At 54.7% G+C, this 16,772-nt stretch carries 13 protein-coding genes; all 13 read left to right on the top strand.

All coding sequences use genetic code 11. The features are described from left to right. Positions 1–113 precede the first annotated feature (113 nt). Positions 114–1,046: an ABC transporter permease gene (locus MJ257_RS09695; protein WP_240269057.1), complete on the top strand. Its 933-nt coding sequence runs from the start codon at positions 114–116 to the stop codon at positions 1,044–1,046. A gap of 5 nt (positions 1,047–1,051) precedes the next feature. Then, a complete protein-coding gene (locus MJ257_RS09690) occupies positions 1,052–2,014 on the top strand; it encodes an ABC transporter permease (RefSeq protein WP_270405944.1) in 963 nt (320 codons plus the stop codon). Between the two features lie 12 nt (positions 2,015–2,026). Then, complete coding sequence (locus MJ257_RS09685) at positions 2,027–3,022, top strand: ABC transporter ATP-binding protein (RefSeq protein ID WP_240269056.1); 996 nt, start codon at positions 2,027–2,029, stop codon at positions 3,020–3,022. Continuing rightward, positions 3,019–3,960, top strand: coding sequence for an ABC transporter ATP-binding protein (locus MJ257_RS09680; protein WP_240269055.1), 942 nt, complete (start codon positions 3,019–3,021; stop codon positions 3,958–3,960). The genes MJ257_RS09685 and MJ257_RS09680 overlap by 4 nt, the downstream gene beginning before the upstream one ends. Before the next feature lie 169 nt (positions 3,961–4,129). Beyond that, on the top strand, positions 4,130–5,767 hold the full coding sequence (gene bshC / locus MJ257_RS09675; protein ID WP_240269054.1) for a bacillithiol biosynthesis cysteine-adding enzyme BshC: 1,638 nt from the start codon (positions 4,130–4,132) through the stop codon (positions 5,765–5,767). A 12-nt stretch (positions 5,768–5,779) separates the two neighbouring features. After that, the gene (locus MJ257_RS09670) at positions 5,780–7,048 is read left to right on the top strand and encodes an adenosylhomocysteinase (RefSeq protein WP_240269053.1); all 1,269 of its coding nucleotides are present in this window, start codon (positions 5,780–5,782) and stop codon (positions 7,046–7,048) included. 483 nt (positions 7,049–7,531) lie between these two features. After that, a complete protein-coding gene (gene mraZ, locus MJ257_RS09665) occupies positions 7,532–7,969 on the top strand; it encodes a division/cell wall cluster transcriptional repressor MraZ (RefSeq protein WP_240269052.1) in 438 nt (145 codons plus the stop codon). 70 nt (positions 7,970–8,039) lie between these two features. Continuing rightward, positions 8,040–9,014 (top strand): 16S rRNA (cytosine(1402)-N(4))-methyltransferase RsmH, encoded by a 975-nt coding sequence (gene rsmH / locus MJ257_RS09660; RefSeq protein WP_240269051.1) that lies wholly within the window; start codon positions 8,040–8,042, stop codon positions 9,012–9,014. Further along, positions 9,015–9,467, top strand: a complete 453-nt coding sequence (locus MJ257_RS09655; RefSeq protein ID WP_240269050.1) for a hypothetical protein — start codon at positions 9,015–9,017, stop codon at positions 9,465–9,467. Positions 9,468–9,555: 88 nt separating this feature from the next. Further along, positions 9,556–11,730 carry a penicillin-binding transpeptidase domain-containing protein gene (locus MJ257_RS09650; protein ID WP_240269049.1) on the top strand — a complete coding sequence of 725 codons (2,175 nt, stop codon included), beginning with the start codon at positions 9,556–9,558 and terminating at the stop codon, positions 11,728–11,730. 85 nt (positions 11,731–11,815) lie between these two features. After that, positions 11,816–13,780: a stage V sporulation protein D gene (locus tag MJ257_RS09645; protein ID WP_240269048.1), complete on the top strand. Its 1,965-nt coding sequence runs from the start codon at positions 11,816–11,818 to the stop codon at positions 13,778–13,780. A gap of 87 nt (positions 13,781–13,867) precedes the next feature. Continuing rightward, entirely contained in the window at positions 13,868–15,358 is a 1,491-nt protein-coding gene (locus MJ257_RS09640; RefSeq protein WP_240269047.1) for a UDP-N-acetylmuramoyl-L-alanyl-D-glutamate--2,6-diaminopimelate ligase, read from the top strand. Further along, entirely contained in the window at positions 15,355–16,755 is a 1,401-nt protein-coding gene (locus tag MJ257_RS09635) for a UDP-N-acetylmuramoyl-tripeptide--D-alanyl-D-alanine ligase (RefSeq protein WP_240269046.1), read from the top strand. Before MJ257_RS09640 ends, MJ257_RS09635 begins: the two co-directional genes overlap by 4 nt. The last annotated feature ends 17 nt before the right edge of the window (positions 16,756–16,772 follow it).

Here is a 16,772-nt window from a genome sequence, read left to right as displayed (position 1 = left end):
TGGATTTCTTCCAAGCATTTCGTCCTTATACAATTATATGGAATAGACAAAGTGGTTTTTTTCACCTAAAATCGATATATGTCGAAATTTATAAGAAGGAGGTGTGAACGGGCATGGTACGCTATATTGCCAATAAGTTTTTCTACATGTTGGTATCGCTGTTTATTCTCATTTCGGCGACCTTTTTTCTGATGAAAGCCATTCCAGGGAGTCCTCTGACGTCGGAGAAGCAGGTGCCTCCGGCGATCAAAGAACGATTAATTGAACAGCTGGGACTCGATAAGCCCGTTTATCAGCAGTATTTGAAATATTTGGGTGAGATTGCGCATGGCGATTTGGGGATTTCAATGAAAATGATTAACCAGGATGTATCCCACATCATCGGTCAAACGTTTTCAGCGTCCTTGAAGCTGGGGGCCGTAGCTATCGTCGTCGCGTTAGTCGTCGGGGTGGTGCTTGGTATGCTGGCAGCGCTGTATCATCGCAAATTGATTGACAATGTGGCGATGGTGTTAGCGGTGCTGGGCATCGCGGTGCCGAGCTTCGTGGTAGCTTCTTTGCTGCAATATGTATTCGCTTCGAAACTGCACTGGCTGCCTACGATGGGCTTTAAGGGACCGATGTATTACGTGTTACCGGTGGCGGCACTCACCGCGCAGCCGATCGCGTTTATCGCCCGGTTGACCCGTTCTAGCATGCTTGAGGTCTTGCATGCCGATTACATCAAAACCGCCAAGGCGAAAGGCCTCGGTTGGATGGCCATCCTGTTCCGCCACGTGATCCGCAACGGCATCATGCCAGTCATCACGTATATGGGTCCGATGACGGCGAATATTGTTACCGGTTCCGTGGTTATCGAACAACTCTTCGGGATCGGCGGCATCGGCAAGCAGTTCGTGCAAGCGATCAGCGTTCGCGATTATCCGCTGATTATGGGGATCACGATCTTCTATGGCGTATTGCTGATGTTGGCTCGTTTCATCACAGACATTCTCTATGTGATTGTTGATCCGAGAATTAAGCTTTCGAAAGGGAAGGAGGGATAATGCGCATGGATTCGAATCCGATCAAAATGATGCCGACTCCGGCCGATCTGACGGCGGACGATTTCCGCAAAATCGGTACGGACGAGAAAGAAGCCGAAGTGATTCAACGCGAGAGCATCTCGGCTTGGCGTGACGCTTGGCAACGGCTTCGCAGCAACAAGCTGGCGATGACGGCTTTGATCATCTTGGCGTTGATTACGCTAACCGCGATTATTGCTCCGATCCTTGTCGGCAAAATCTATGGCTATAACTATTATTCGAACGATCTTCTCTATACGAACAAAGGTCCTTCGTCTACACATTGGTTTGGTACGGACGACCTCGGTCGCGACATGTTCATCCGGACCTGGATGGGCGCGCGCATTTCCTTGATCGTCGGCTTGGCGGCAGCTTGTATCGACCTCTTGATCGGCGTGATTTACGGCGGCATCATGGGTTACTATGGCGGCCGCGTCGACGAAATTATGAATAAATTTTCCGAGATTCTGTATTCCATCCCTTACCTGCTCGTTACGATTCTTTTGCTGGTCGTCATGGAGCCAAGCTTGGGAACGATTATCCTGGCTTTGACGATTACCGGATGGATTAACATGTCGTGGATCGTCCGCGGCGAAATTATGCAGTTGAAAAACCGCGAATACGTGCTGGCTTCCCGTTCGATGGGTGCAGGCCACGGGCGCTTGCTGTTCCGCCACCTGTTGCCAAATGCCGTGGGACCGATCATCGTTACGGTAACGTTGTCCGTACCGAACGCCATTTTCGCGGAAGCCTTCCTTAGCTTCCTCGGTCTCGGGGTACAAGCTCCGGTTGCTTCGCTGGGTTCGATGATCAACGATGCTTTGACCGGTTGGTTGTATTACCCTTGGCGCATGATGTTCCCGGCGGTTCTGATCAGCTTGATCATGCTGGCGTTCAACATTTTCGGCGACGGCCTTCGCGACGCGCTGGATCCCAAATTGAAGAAATAGGAGGTGGAATGAATGGAGCCGATTTTACAAGTCAAAGATTTGCATGTTTCCTTCCAAGTCAAAGGTGGAGAAGTGAAGGCCGTCCGCGGCATGAACTTTGAAGTGGGGAAAGGTGAAACGGTTGCGATCGTCGGCGAATCCGGCAGCGGCAAAAGCGTCACGGCCCAAACGATCATGCGCCTGATTCCGTCCCCTCCTTCCATCATCAAGCAAGGTGAAATTATTTTTCAAGGGCAAGACCTACTGAAGAAAAGCGATAAGCAAATGGAAACGATCCGCGGGAAAGATATTGGCATGATATTTCAGGACCCGATGACCTCCTTGAATCCTACGATCAGAGTAGGCCGACAAATTACTGAAGTATTAATCAAACATCAGAAAATGTCAGCGGGCGAAGCGAAGAAACAGGCTGTCGAAATGCTTAAGCTTGTAGGCATTAAGAATGCGGAAGCCCGCTTTAACCAATATCCACACGAATTTTCCGGGGGGATGCGGCAGCGCGTCATGATCGCCATTGCACTCGCTTGCCGGCCTTCGCTGCTGATTGCGGACGAACCGACGACGGCTCTCGACGTGACGATCCAGGCTCAAATCATGGACGTGATGAAAGAGATGCAATCCCGTCTCGGAACCTCCATCATTTTGATCACCCATGACCTTGGCGTCGTAGCCGGTATGTGTGACCGCGTCATCGTTATGTATGCCGGTGAAGTGGTGGAAACCGGAACGAAATGGGAAATCTTTAAAAACCCGCAACATCCGTACACCAAAGGCTTGTTGCGTTCGATGCCGCGTTTGGACCAAAAGAAAGGCGAACCGCTTATTCCGATTATCGGCACGCCGCCGGATTTGATTAAGCCGCCGCTGGGTTGTCCTTTCGCCGCCCGCTGCGACCAGGCGATGAAGATTTGCGAAAGAATCGATCCAAGCGCGACTGTATTCAGCGAAACGCATATGGCCCGCTGCTGGGATCTTCATCCGATGGCCAAGGAGGTACAGTCGTCATGAGCAAAGGCAAAACCTTGATTGAAGTCGAAGGTTTGAAAAAATACTTTAACGTCGGCGGCGGCAACGTGCTCAAAGCCGTCAACGATATTAGCTTTTCGATCGCCGAGGGCGAAACGCTGGGCCTCGTAGGCGAATCGGGCTGCGGTAAATCGACCGCGGGTCGGACCATTCTTCGCTTGTACGAACCGACGGCCGGCAGCGTCCGCTTTAACGGCGTGGATATCAATCAGTTGCCGCCGAAGAAAATGAAAGCGATGCGCCGCGACATGCAGATGATCTTCCAGGATCCGTATGCATCGCTGAATCCGCGGTTCACCGTTACGGATATCATCGGCGAGGCGCTGGATATCCACGGTATGGCAGGCTCCCACGCCGAACGCAAAAAACGCGTCGAAGAGCTGCTCGACATGGTTGGTTTGAACCCGGACCATGCGACGCGTTATCCGCATGAGTTCTCCGGTGGTCAGCGCCAACGGATCGGGATTGCCCGCGCGCTTGCGGTGAATCCGAAATTCATCATCTGCGACGAACCGATCTCGGCGCTGGACGTATCCATTCAGGCGCAGGTCGTCAACCTGCTTGAGGATCTTCAGGACCGCCTGGGATTGACGTACCTGTTTATCGCGCATGACTTGTCCATGGTGAAGCATATCAGTGACCGCGTTGCCGTCATGTACCTGGGCCGGATCGTGGAGCTGGCCGATAGCGAAGAGCTGTATGCCAACCCGATGCACCCTTATACGAAAACCCTCTTGTCTGCGATTCCGATCCCGGATCCGGAGGTTGAAGCCAACAAGAAGCGGATTCAGTTAGAGGATACCGGAAGCGGCCCGATCGGCAAAGAAGGCGCATCCGGCGGCGGATTGTTCGACTTGGACAACTCCGAGCTGGTTGAAGTGTCCAAGGGACATTTCGTTTCCATGCCGAAAAAAGGCTGATTGATCCTGCGAGCTCCCGCAGCCGTAATTAACGGTTGCGGGAGCTTTTTTGCGCCTACCAGTTACGGAAAGTTAGAAGTTCTGCAAAAGTAAGGATTTCTTTGACGGAGCGGCAGGACTTCCGGTACAATCAAGGAAGGTTTTGATGCAGACAGGAGGACGCTACCTGATGAATGTCGTTCAAGAGCAACTCTCATTTGCGGGGCCGCTGGCTGAAGCGTACGTCAACCAGTTCTCCGCAGTTGAGCTATTATATGAAAGCGACCCGGGGCAGGCCGATAGCTGGGCTGAACGGGCCGCATGGCTAGACCAAACGGAACATACGCGCATAGATCGGAAAGCCTTGACTGCCCGGCTTCGAGAATATAACGGGCTATATAACCCGAACCCGGCCGTCAAACGGGCGATTGACCAATTGGAGTTGCCCGGGACGGCGGTGATTGTCGGCGGGCAGCAAAGCGGGCTGTTCACCGGGCCGCTGCTCGTGGTTTATAAAGCCGTGACGATCCTCAAAGCGGCGAAGGCAGCTTCAACCCGGTTAAACCGCCCGGTTGTGCCGATTTTCTGGATTGCCGGCGAGGATCATGACTGGGACGAGGTCAATCATGCCTATGTGTTAGCGCCCGATTTGCAGGTGCGCCGGATCCGCATGCACCGTGGGGCGATGGACCGGCTGCCGGTCAGCTTCACGAAGGTGACGTCCGAAGCTTGGGACAAGGCGGTATCCGAACTGGAGCAGCTGTTGCCCGATAGCGAGCATAAGGCCGCCATCATGGAATTGGTACGAAGCTCGTCATCGGAGACGGATAACCTGACGGCGTGTTTTGCCAAACTGATCGGGGCTTTGTTCGGGAAACACGGTTTGGTGCTGCTGGATTCGTCGGATCCTGAGCTGCGCCGGCTGGAGATGCCGGTATTCGAGCGAATGATTCGGCACAATGACGAGCTGGAGTCGGCTTATCACGAAACGGTACGCGATATGGCGGGCTTGGGATACGAACCGTCTGCAGAGGTAGCTGAAGGCGGAGCCAATTTGTTCTACATAAGCGAGCGGGAACGGCTGCTGTTGTTTAAGCGGGAGGGCCGGTTCGAAGACCGCAAGGGCAAGGTATCCTTTACCGCCGAGGAGTTACTGGTCGAGCTTCGGGAGCATCCGGAGCGGTTCAGCAATAACGTGCTGACGCGTCCGCTGATGCAGGACAGTTTGCTGCCCGTCCTCGGCTCAGTTCTCGGGCCTGGCGAAATCGCCTATTGGGGTCTCACCCGCAAAGCGTTTCATAAGCTGGAGATGAAAATGCCTTTGCTGCTGCCCCGGGAAGCTTTTACTGTCGTCGATGGAACTGTGCAAAAATATATGAAGAAATACCAGCTTGGCTGGAATGACGTGAAGGATGCCGAAGTCTTCCGCAGCAAACGCGAAGCTTGGCTTGCCGCACAGGAGCGGATGCAGGTAGATCAGCGGTTTGACGAAGTCGTCGCCGCTTTTGGACAGCTGTACGATCCGCTTCTCGAGGAATTGGCCGAGGTTCAAAGCGGCCTGTCGCGAATCGGGGCGGTGAACCGGGACAAGATCATCGGCCAAATCGAATACTTGCGCGGCAAGACGAAGGATGCGCTGGAGCAAATCCATGAAACCGGCCTGCGCCATTTTGACCGGATTCAATTGTCATTGTTCCCTTTGAATAAGCCGCAGGAGAGAGTTTACAATCTCTTTGATGCTTTGAACCGGTTCGGAATGGATTGGATCGACGGCCTCATGGATATTCCTTATGAAGTGAGTGGCAAACATCGAATTATCTATTTATAGGAGGAGACGAATATGAGTTCGAAAGCGATTCAGAACAGCATCATTGCCGACCCGAAGCTTGCGCCGGAGGGACATTTGAAGATCGATTGGGTAGAAGCCCACATGCCGGTGCTGAACCGGGTTCGCAAGCAATTTGAGGCCGAGCAGCCTTTTAAAGGCCTGAAAGTTACCATCTCTCTTCACTTGGAAGCGAAAACGGCCTATTTGGCCAAAGTCGTGCAAGCGGGCGGAGCCGAGGTCACCATCACCGGCAGCAATCCGCTGTCGACGCAGGACGATGTCTGCGCCGCTTTGGTCGAAGATGGAGTGACCGTTTATGCGAAATACAATCCCGAGCCGGAGGAATATAAGGCGCTGTTGATCAAAGCGTTGGAGACGAAACCGGACTTGATCATCGACGATGGCGGGGATTTGGTCACGATTTTACACTCGGAACGGACGGACCTGCTGGAGAACGTGCGGGGCGGAGCCGAGGAAACGACGACCGGCATTTTGCGTTTGAAAGCGATGGATAAGGAAGGTCAGCTGAAATTCCCGATGGTCGCGGTGAATGACGCTTATTGCAAATACTTGTTCGACAACCGCTACGGAACTGGTCAATCGGTATGGGATGGAATTAACCGGACGACGAACCTGGTGGTTGCCGGCAAAACCGTCGTGGTGGTTGGCTACGGCTGGTGCGGTAAGGGCGTCGCCATGCGGGCCAAAGGCCTTGGTGCCAACGTCGTCGTAACGGAAGTGGACGCGATCAAAGCGGTCGAAGCTGTGATGGACGGCTTCCAAGTGATGCCGATGCTGGAAGCGGCAAAAATCGGCGATTTCTTCATTACCGTTACCGGCAACCGCGACGTGATTCGCGGCGAGCATTACGATGTGATGAAGGACGGCGCGATCCTGTCCAATGCCGGCCACTTCGATGTGGAAGTGAACAAGCCGGAACTTGCGGAGCGGTCTGTGTCGGTTCGCACGGTGCGCCGCAACATCGAGGAATACCACCTGAAGGACGGACGCAAAATGTACTTGCTTGCGGAAGGACGTCTGGTCAATTTAGCCGCAGGCGACGGGCATCCGGCCGAAATTATGGACATGACGTTTGCGCTGCAGGCGTTGTCCCTGAAATACGTGAATGACCGTTATAAGGAAATCGGCAAAACGGTGGTGAACGTGCCTTACGAGCTGGATGAGCAAGTCGCCCGCTTCAAGCTGGAAAGCCTAGGCGTAAGCATCGATGCGTTGTCCGACGAGCAGCGCGCTTACCTGGATAGCTGGCAGGAGCATTAATTCGGTTTGCAGGACTTGAGTAAAGCTGAGTTGAACATGAAGTCGCATTGTGAATTAACGGTAATTCGTACCGCTAATCGTCGCTTGTTCGCGGATAGATGACCAATTAACGGTAAATCCTACCGTTAATTTTGACGGTCTGGGTAAAGTCGGGCGATTTTGACGGAAATAACGGTACAAAACCCTGTTAATTCGCTGAAACTACGGATCGTTGAGAAAATAACGGTAGCTTTTACTTTTAATTCAGAATAAGGACTCTCTCGTGCAGAGGAATCTGCCGGGATAGTCCTTTTTGTCGTGTTTTGGCGATCAGCAGGAGCAAACAACGAGCACAGACTCAAGCGATTCCGAAGTTACGGCGACCACCCGCCAAAAAAAAATATGAACATTAGAAGGATTTTCTCCTCCAATGTGGAATAGTTACTTATCACGGTGGTGTAAAGTGGTGCAAAGTGGGGGAAAGAGGTAAGGAGTGAGTCACCAATGTTTATGGGGGAATTCCAACATAGCATTGACGATAAAGGCCGGATTATCATACCGGCTAAGTTTCGTGATCTCCTCGGCAGCTCTTTCGTCGTCACCCGCGGCTTGGACCAGTGCCTTTTCGTTTATCCGATGCAGGAGTGGGAAGTCCTGGAGCAAAAGCTGAAAGCATTGCCGTTGATGAAGTCCGACGCCCGCGCGTTTACCCGCTTCTTTTTCTCGGGAGCGACGGAATGCGAATGGGATAAACAGGGAAGGGTAAACTTGCCAGGCAGTTTAAGGCAGTATGCCAAGCTGGAGAAGGATTGCATCGTTCTCGGCGTGTCGAACCGGGTAGAAATATGGAGCAAGGACACGTGGGAGCAATACTTCCAGCAGTCGGAGGATACTTTCAATGAGATTGCGGAAAAACTGGTCGATTTCAACTTCGATCTTTAAGTGCGTGTTCGAAAAGTCAGGTTTTCAGCACCGAGTCTTTAAAATGAATTCAGGTTTGGGGGCGTAAGTCTTGTTCCATCACATCACGGTACTCAAAGAAGAAGCAACAGAAGGGCTGCGCATCAAGCCGGACGGCATTTACGTAGATTGTACGCTGGGGGGCGGCGGTCACAGCTCGGTGATCTTGTCCAAGCTAGGCCCGGGAGGAAGGCTGATCGCCTTCGATCAGGACGACTGGGCGCTGGACAATGCCAAAGAGCGGCTCGCAGCCTACGCGGACAAGTTAACATTGGTAAAAAGCAATTTTCGCTACATCGAGCAAAAACTGCTGGAGATCGAAGGGGTGCCGCAGCTAAACGGGGTTCCCCAAGTGGACGGCGTATTGTACGACCTCGGCGTTTCCTCTCCCCAATTTGACGAAGGGGAGCGGGGATTCAGCTATAACGCGGATGCGCCGCTCGACATGCGGATGGATCAATCCGCGTCGTTGACGGCTCGGGAGATCGTAAATACGTGGCCGGAACGCGAAATTGCTCGTATCTTGTTCCAATACGGCGAGGAGAAATTTTCCAGGCGCATCGCCAAGGTCATTGCAGAACGGCGGGAACAGGAGCCGATCGAATCGACGGGTCAACTCGTTGAGCTGATTAAGGAAGGGATTCCCGCGGCCGCCAGGCGGACGGGCGGACATCCGGCCAAACGCAGCTTTCAAGCGCTGCGCATCGCCGTCAACGACGAGCTCGGCGCTTTCGAGGAAGGGCTGCATGCGGCGATCCGCTGTTTAGCTCCGGAAGGCAGGGTGTCGGTCATCACCTTCCATTCGTTGGAGGATCGAATCTGCAAGCAGATTTTTGCCAGCTATGTAGAGAAATGTACTTGCCCGCCCGATTTTCCCATGTGCGTGTGCGGAGGCAAAGGTTCACTTAAATTGATTAATCGGAAACCGTTAGTCCCGTCGGAGCGGGAACTGGACGAAAATCCGCGGGCCCGCTCGGCGAAATTACGCGTGGCGGAGAAATTGCAAACCGGTGTGGAGGTATCGTAAATGGCTTATACGCGTGGGAATCTGGCAGTCAAGGAGAAACAAGCGGAACGCAGCTATCAAACGCAGCGTTACCGGGAAACGACGAAGGTGGTCACCCGCCGTTCGCCGCTGCCGGTTCGCGAGAAGCTCTTGTATATGATGACGGTCCTGTTTTGTGTGGCGGTGATGGGCGGACTGTTATGGCAAAATGTGTCACTTTACAACATCAAGCGCCAAATGTTTAATTTGAATACGGACATTCAAGCGATCAACGCCGAAGTGAAGGAATTGACGATCCAGAAGGAAAAACTCGAGGAACAGGTTCCGGAGAAAGCGAAGGAGCTCGGTTACGTGCAGCCGGAAGTGGAAGGGTTCCACGTTCAGGTTCCTGCAGGAACGGTGGCGAACAGCGGCGTCAATGCGGAGAACGATGCGGTGGCTGCGGCGGATGGCGTGGCCACAGCCAAGAAATAAAGTCTAAAGAGGTTTTGCCATGATCAAGCGAATAAAGCTTCGAACACTGCTGATAGGGGGATGTATTACCCTCTTTTTTGCTGTATTGATGGGTAGAGCGTTTTGGTTGCAGGTCGTGCAGGCGGACTTTTGGCAGGCGCATGCGGAGGAGCTGTGGTCGACCAAAAAGCCGCTGCCGGCGACGCGGGGAACGATCACCGACCGAAACGGCGACGTCCTGGCGGTGGATGCCCCGGCCTATACGGTGGCCGTCAATCCTGAGATCATTAACAAATACGGCCTTCAGGACGAGGTGGTTGAAGGGCTTGGCAAAGTCCTCGGTAAAGACGAAAATGAGCTGCGGGACATCGTAAACGCCAAGAAGGAGTCCGGCGAATACTTTACGCAACGCGAGGTTCGGAACGAGGGCTGGAAAATCGACCAGGACTTAAAGGACCAGGTTCAAGCTTTCATCGGCGAGCTGAAGGAAGAACACCAAGACCTGCAAGACATCGGCATTTATTTAATCAAGGATCAGAAACGCTATTATCCGAAGCAAAGCTTAGCTTCCCACGTATTGGGTTATCTCGACCGCGAAGGCAAAGCCGTCTCCGGCCTGGAAGCGTTCTTCGACGAGCAGTTGAAAGGCGTCGACGGATCGATCGAGTACAAGCGCGACGGCCGCGGCATCGAAATCCCGAAGGCGAGCGAAATCTATAACCCGCCGAAAGACGGGAAGAACCTGAAGCTCACGATCGATTATACGATTCAATATTATATCGAGCAGGCGATGAAGGAAGCCTACGATCAACTGCAGCCGATCAGTATGACGGTCATCGCGGCGGATCCGAATACGATGGAAATTCTCGGCATGGCGAATATGCCTACATATAACCCGAATGAATATTGGGCGGACGTCGATCAGAAAAATTTTTATAACCATGCGATCAAATCGGTTTACGAGCCGGGTTCCACTTTTAAAATCGTGACACTGGCCGGGGCGGTGCAAGACGGCTTGTTCAATCCAAACGCCACGTACAGATCGGGCAGCATCCGGGTGCCGGGGCAAACGATCCACGACTTGAAGCGCTCCGGTTGGGGCGAGATCACTTATTTGGAGGGCGTCAAGCGCTCCAGTAACGTGGCGTTCGTCAAGCTGGGCTACGAAATGCTGGGACCGGAACGGCTGAAGACGTATGTCGACCAATTCGGTTTCGGCAAAAAGACGGGCATCGAGCTGCCGGGCGAATCCAAAGGGATCGTGGATCCGGTACAGCAAGCCGACTTTGCGGCGATGGCTTACGGCCATGGCAAGCTGCTCGTTACGCCGTTGCAGCAGATTGTTGCGGTATCGGCGATCGCCAACGGCGGCAAGCTGATGGAGCCCCATATCGTGAAGTCGATAACGGATCCGCAGACCGGAGAGACGTTGAACACTAAACCCAAGGAAGTCCAACAGATCCTCACACCGGATAAAGCCAAAGAGGTCGGAACCTATTTGGAACAGGTCGTTTCGGACCAGAAGATCGGGACCGGACGCCACGCCTACATCGAAGGTTACCGGGTTGCCGGCAAGACGGGGACTGCGGTAAAGGTTGTGAACGGGCAATACGACTATACGAAGCAGGTCGTTTCTTTCATTGGCTATGCGCCGGTGGATGATCCGAAAATCGCGGTTATCGTCCTGATCGACGAACCGAAGGATTCCGAGCTGGGCGGGGGGACCGCAGCCGCTCCGGTGTTCAAGAAGATCGTGAACCAAACGCTGCAGTACATGGGGGTTCCGAAGAAAATTGATGCCGGCTCTGATGCCCAGTCCAAAACCGCCGCCTCGGGTCCGAAGGTGCCCGACGTAGGTGGGCTGCCGGTGAAGCAAGCCAAGGATCAGCTGTCGGCAAGCGGCATTTCCTACGCGACTTATGGGAAAGGAACCGAAATCATTTCCCAATTCCCTAAGGCGGGCAGTACGCTAAAAGCCGGTCAATTCGTTTACCTGCTCACGGAGAAAGGGTCGGACATCAACGTGCCGAACCTGCAAGGCGAATCGCTGCGCGACGCCATGGAAATGTTGTCGGTGCTGCAGATTCCGGTCTCGGCGAAAGGGGAAGGATACGTCGTCTCGCAGGAAGTCGTCAACGAGGACGGGGGGAGACGCGTCATTCTTACGCTGGAACCGCCCGACAAGGAGGAAGCACCCCCCGGTGACGGGCAAGCGGAAGATGCCGGCGACGGCGGCGAAAAAGGCGACGATGCGGGTGAAAATGCAACCCAGGACTCGCCATAGCTTGTTCTAACCCCTGGTTGTCCTGAATAGTCATGTGATGAGTACAATCATGATGATGTGTCAGGATGGGTTAGGGGGGCGACCTGTGAAAGTATCCAAATTTACCGTCAGACGAAGATTGTTCTGGCTGTTAATGGTGTTGTGTTTGCTGTTTGCGGCGCTGGCCGTACGTCTTGCCTATGTTCAAATCGGAAAAGGCGCGGAGTTGTCCGCCAAGGCGGAGGATTCCTGGCGCCGAAATATCCCGTATTCGGCAAAACGCGGCGAAATCAGCGACCGTAACGGAAACGTGCTCGCTTATAATATTACGACGCCAACGGTCATGGCCATTCCGGTGCAGATCAAGAATCCGGAGCAGACGGCCAAAAGCCTGGCGCCGCTCCTTGGGATGACCGAGGAATCGGTTCTGAAGTCGATCACCAAGAGACAATCCATAGTCAGGCTGCAACCCGGCGGACGCAAAATTACGATGGAAAAAGCGCAGCAAATTCGTGATTTGGCTCTTCCGGGTATTGTTGTCGCTGAAGATAACAAGCGCTACTACCCCTTCGGGGGGCTGGCGGCACATATTCTGGGCTTCACCGGCGGGTACAACCAAGGGCTCACCGGCGTGGAAAGCAAATACGACAGCCTGCTCAGCGGCATGAACGGCAGCGTATCTTATTTGTCCGACGCCGGCGGTCGCCTGATGCCGGGCTCCTCGGAGAAATACGTGGAGCCGAAAGACGGCTTGAATCTAACGCTGACGATCGACAAAACGATCCAAAGCATCATTGAACGCGAGCTGGACCAAGCCATGGACCGGCTGCAAGCCGATTCGGCGTTGACGATCGCGATGAATCCGAAAACGGGGGAAATCCTCGGCATGGCCGCCAGACCGGGGTACGAGCCGGGAGCTTACCAGGAATACGATTCGGCGATATATAACCGAAATCTGCCGATTTGGATGACGTACGAGCCGGGTTCCACTTTCAAGATCATTACGTTGGCGGCGGCGCTAGAGGAGAAGAAGGTCAACCTGCTGAACGACCGTTTCTTCGATCCCGGTTACGTCAAGGTTGGCGGAGCGACGCTCCGCTGTTGGAAGAAAGGCGGCCACGGCAGCCAAACGTTCCTTCAGGTCGTGGAGAACTCCTGCAACCCCGGATTCGTAGCCTTGGGCCAGCGGCTGGGCAAAGAAACGCTGTTCCAGTACATCAAGAACTTTGGTTTCGGCAGCAAAACCGGCATCGACCTGAACGGAGAAGAGAACGGGATTTTGTTTAAGCTCCCTCAAGTGGGACCGGTCGAGCTGGCGACAACCTCGTTCGGGCAAGGCGTATCGGTAACCCCGATCCAGCAGATTACCGCAGTGTCCGCAGCGATTAACGGCGGCAAACTGTTCAAGCCCTTCGTCGCCAAGTCGTGGACCAATCCGGATACGGGCGAGGTGGTTTCCGAGACGAAGCCGCAGCTGGTGCGGCAGGTCATCTCGGAGGAGACCTCTAAGCAGATCCGCACGGCGCTGGAAAGCGTCGTAGCCAATGGGACGGGCGGGAACGCGTTTATCGATGGTTACCGGGTCGGTGGGAAAACGGGGACGGCCCAAAAGGTCGTGAACGGACGTTATTCGCAAAATGAACATATCGTTTCGTTTATCGGCTTCGCCCCGGCGGACGATCCGCAGATCGTCGTTTACACCGCGGTCGATAATCCGCAGGGCATCCAGTTCGGCGGCGTGGTGGCTGCGCCGATCGTACGCAACATCATGGAAGATGCGCTGGAATACATGAAGGTTCCGCCGCGTCAGCAACAGGTCGCGAAGAAGTACAAATACGGGGAGACGCCGATCGTTACGGTGCCGGACCTAGTCGGCCACACGACGCAGGAAATCTATGAGGATATGAACATGAATTTTAACCTGGCGAGATCCGGCGCGGGCAACGTGGTCATCAATCAAGCCCCGAAGGCGGGATCGCGGGTGGAAAAGGGCTCGACCATTCGCATCTACATGGGAAGCGAAGCCGAAGCAGAAGAACAACACGGTCATAATCCGATCACAAGTGAATAATATTCCTGAACTGAGCAATTTTTGGTGATAATATAGACAATGAGTGTGTAGCTCTGCAAACGTAGTTGAAAGACGGAGGGGTAACCTATGCTGCTTAAGGAACTGGCAACTTATTTAATAGCTTCGCAGATACGAGGGGATGGGGAAACGTCCTGTACGGGAATCGCCATCGATTCGCGCAAGGTGGGGGCGGGGGATCTGTTTATCTGCCTTCCCGGCCATACGGTGGATGGTCATGACTATGCCCGGCAGGCCGAAGAGCAAGGCGCGGCCGCGCTTGTAGTGGAACGGTGGCTGGACGGCGTTGCCCTGCCGCAGCTTAAGGTGAAGGACAGCCGGCTGGCGATGGCCGTGCTCGGAGGCGTGTTCTTCGGTTCGCCGAGCGCACGGTTGAAAGTGATCGGCGTGACAGGGACGAACGGCAAGACGACCACGACTTATCTGATCGAGCGGATCCTGCAGGATCAAGGCCGGGAAACGGGCCTGATCGGCACGATCCAGCGACGGTTCGCCGGTCAGACCTATCCGATGTCGGGGACGACGCCGGAATCGCTTGAACTGCAGAAATATTTGCATGACATGGCCGAAGGCGGCGGCGAGTATTGCGTCATGGAGGTGTCCTCCCATGCCCTGGATCAGGGGCGCGTCAAAGGGACCCGCTTCCGTACGGCCGTATTTACGAACTTGACCCAGGATCATCTGGATTATCATAAAACGATGGAGGATTACCGCGGGGCCAAATCGTTGTTCTTCTCCCGGCTTGGCAATACGTACGCGGCGAATCCGGAGGAACGCAGCTATGCGGTGCTGAACGCCGACGACCCGGCAAGCGCCTTTTTCGCCAAACAGACGGCGGCGGAAGTGATTTCTTACGGCGTGGAGCAGGAGGCGGACGTACGGGCTTCGGACATCTCCATCACGGCCCGGGGGACATCGTTCCACGTCGAAACGTTCCGCGGGAGCGCGGATATCTCCTTGCGCATGGTTGGCAAGTTTAATGTCTATAACGCATTAGCGGCCATTTCGGCGGCGTTGCTGGAAGGCATTCCGCTTGAGCGGATCAAGGCCAGCCTGGAATCGGTCAAAGGCGTCGAAGGCCGGGTGGAGGCGGTGGACGAAGGCCAGGATTTCGCCGTGATCGTCGACTACGCCCATACCCCGGACGGCTTGGAGAACGTGTTGCGTACGGTCAATGAATTCGCCAAGGGGCGAGTCATTTGCGTGTTCGGCTGCGGCGGGGACCGGGACCGGACGAAACGGCCGATTATGGGACGCCTTGCCGCGAAATACGCGCAGCAGGTGATCGTCACCTCCGACAACCCGCGGACCGAGGACCCGGATGCGATCCTGCGGGATATCGAGCAGGGGCTGATCGAAGACGGGGTGGATCGGGCGCGTTACGAGCTGATCGTCGACCGCCGCGAGGCCATCCAAAAGGCTATTGAAATGGCAAGCCGTGAGGATGTAGTATTGATTGCGGGGAAAGGCCATGAGACCTATCAATTGATCGGATCCAAGGTGCTCGATTTTGATGATCGAATCGTAGCAAAAGAAGCGATAAGGGGTTTGGCAAAGTGATAAAAAGAAACTTAGCGGAAATTGCCGCGATGTGCGGCGGACAAATTCGGGAGGCGGGCGACGCCGGCATCCTGGTGCAGGGCGTGGTTACGGACTCCCGGCAAATCACGGAAGGCTGCTTGTTCGTGCCGCTGGCGGGTGAACGGTTCGACGGCCACGATTTTGCCGCGGACTGCTTGCAGGCTGGGGCAGGCGCTTGCCTGTGGGCACGATCGAAGGGAACGCCGCCGGGTCCGGCCGTACTCGTGGATGATACGCTGATCGCGTTGCAGGCACTGGCCAAATCTTACTTGACCGAAACAGGGGCCAAGGTGGTCGGCATCACCGGGAGCAATGGGAAGACGACAACCAAAGACTTGGTATACGCTCTCTTGTCTACAACCTATAAAGTGCATAAAACCAAAGGGAACTTTAACAACCATATCGGCCTTCCTTTGACGCTGCTGGCCATGCCGGAGGATACGGAAATCGCCGTGCTCGAAATGGGCATGAGTGGGCGTCATGAGATCGAACTGCTATCGAAGCTGGGCGAGCCGGAAACGGCGGTGATCACCAACATTGGCGAATCGCATTTGCAACAGCTCGGTTCACGGGAAGAGATCGCGAGGGCCAAGCTGGAGATCCTTGCAGGGATGAAGCCTGGGGGATTGTTCATCTACAATGGGGACGAACCTCTCCTCCCTCAAGTGTTGGCCGAGCCGTCCACCGCGAAGCCGGAAGGGCTGCAAACGGCAACGTTCGGGCTTCGTCCGGAAAATGACGCTTATCCCACCGGGATCCTGTTCACGGACCACCGAACGTTGTTTACGCCGCATGGCAGTGAAGGCGAGCCGCTGGACCTGCCGCTTCTGGGCGAACATAACGTAACCAACGCGCTTGCTGCCATCACCGTCGCCCGCCATTACGGGGTAAGCGAGGCCGCGATCCGCGAAGGCTTCGGCAAGGTGGAACTGACCGGAATGAGAATCGAGGTCGTTACCGGCCAGAGCGGCATCACGATCTTGAACGACGCGTATAACGCCAGCCCGACTTCCATGAAGGCGGCGATCGGCGTTTTGGATCATATGAAGGGGTACCGGAAAAAAATCGCCGTGCTTGGCGATATGCTGGAGTTGGGCGCTTCCGAGGAGGAGTATCACCGCGGAATCGGTGAGATGTTGACGCCGGGCAAGGTCGATCTGCTGTTTACCTGCGGGCCGCTTTCCCGCCACATCGCCGAAGGGGCCAAGAAACAGATGGACCCGGACCGCATTCACGCATATACTGATAAGTCTGAACTGATCCGCAAGCTGGTTTCGCTGCTGCATCCGCAGGACGTCGTCTTGGTTAAGGCTTCCCGAGGCATGAGACTCGAAGAAGTCGTCGAAGCGATCAAAACTAGCGAGTTGACATACTAATACCGGCGAAAGGGGGG

Origin of the sequence: Paenibacillus timonensis, from assembly GCF_022427145.1 — a bacterium.
Classification (GTDB): domain Bacteria; phylum Bacillota; class Bacilli; order Paenibacillales; family Paenibacillaceae; genus Fontibacillus; species Fontibacillus timonensis.
The sequence above is the reverse complement of the archived record's forward strand: the minus strand, read 5'-3'. Positions and strand labels throughout refer to the sequence as shown.

What these genes read in the sequence shown, in the direction of transcription:
- MJ257_RS09650 (WP_240269049.1), top strand. Translation starts at nt 9,556, where the DNA reads ATGGGTAGAGCGTTTTGGTTGCAGGTCGTGCAGGCGGACTTTTGGCAG.
- MJ257_RS09655 (WP_240269050.1), top strand. Translation starts at nt 9,015, where the DNA reads ATGGCTTATACGCGTGGGAATCTGGCAGTCAAGGAGAAACAAGCGGAA.
- MJ257_RS09670 (WP_240269053.1), top strand. Translation starts at nt 5,780, where the DNA reads ATGAGTTCGAAAGCGATTCAGAACAGCATCATTGCCGACCCGAAGCTT.
- bshC (WP_240269054.1), top strand. Translation starts at nt 4,130, where the DNA reads ATGAATGTCGTTCAAGAGCAACTCTCATTTGCGGGGCCGCTGGCTGAA.
- MJ257_RS09640 (WP_240269047.1), top strand. Translation starts at nt 13,868, where the DNA reads ATGCTGCTTAAGGAACTGGCAACTTATTTAATAGCTTCGCAGATACGA.
- MJ257_RS09685 (WP_240269056.1), top strand. Translation starts at nt 2,027, where the DNA reads ATGGAGCCGATTTTACAAGTCAAAGATTTGCATGTTTCCTTCCAAGTC.
- MJ257_RS09690 (WP_270405944.1), top strand. Translation starts at nt 1,052, where the DNA reads ATGGATTCGAATCCGATCAAAATGATGCCGACTCCGGCCGATCTGACG.
- MJ257_RS09680 (WP_240269055.1), top strand. Translation starts at nt 3,019, where the DNA reads ATGAGCAAAGGCAAAACCTTGATTGAAGTCGAAGGTTTGAAAAAATAC.
- mraZ (WP_240269052.1), top strand. Translation starts at nt 7,532, where the DNA reads ATGTTTATGGGGGAATTCCAACATAGCATTGACGATAAAGGCCGGATT.
- MJ257_RS09695 (WP_240269057.1), top strand. Translation starts at nt 114, where the DNA reads ATGGTACGCTATATTGCCAATAAGTTTTTCTACATGTTGGTATCGCTG.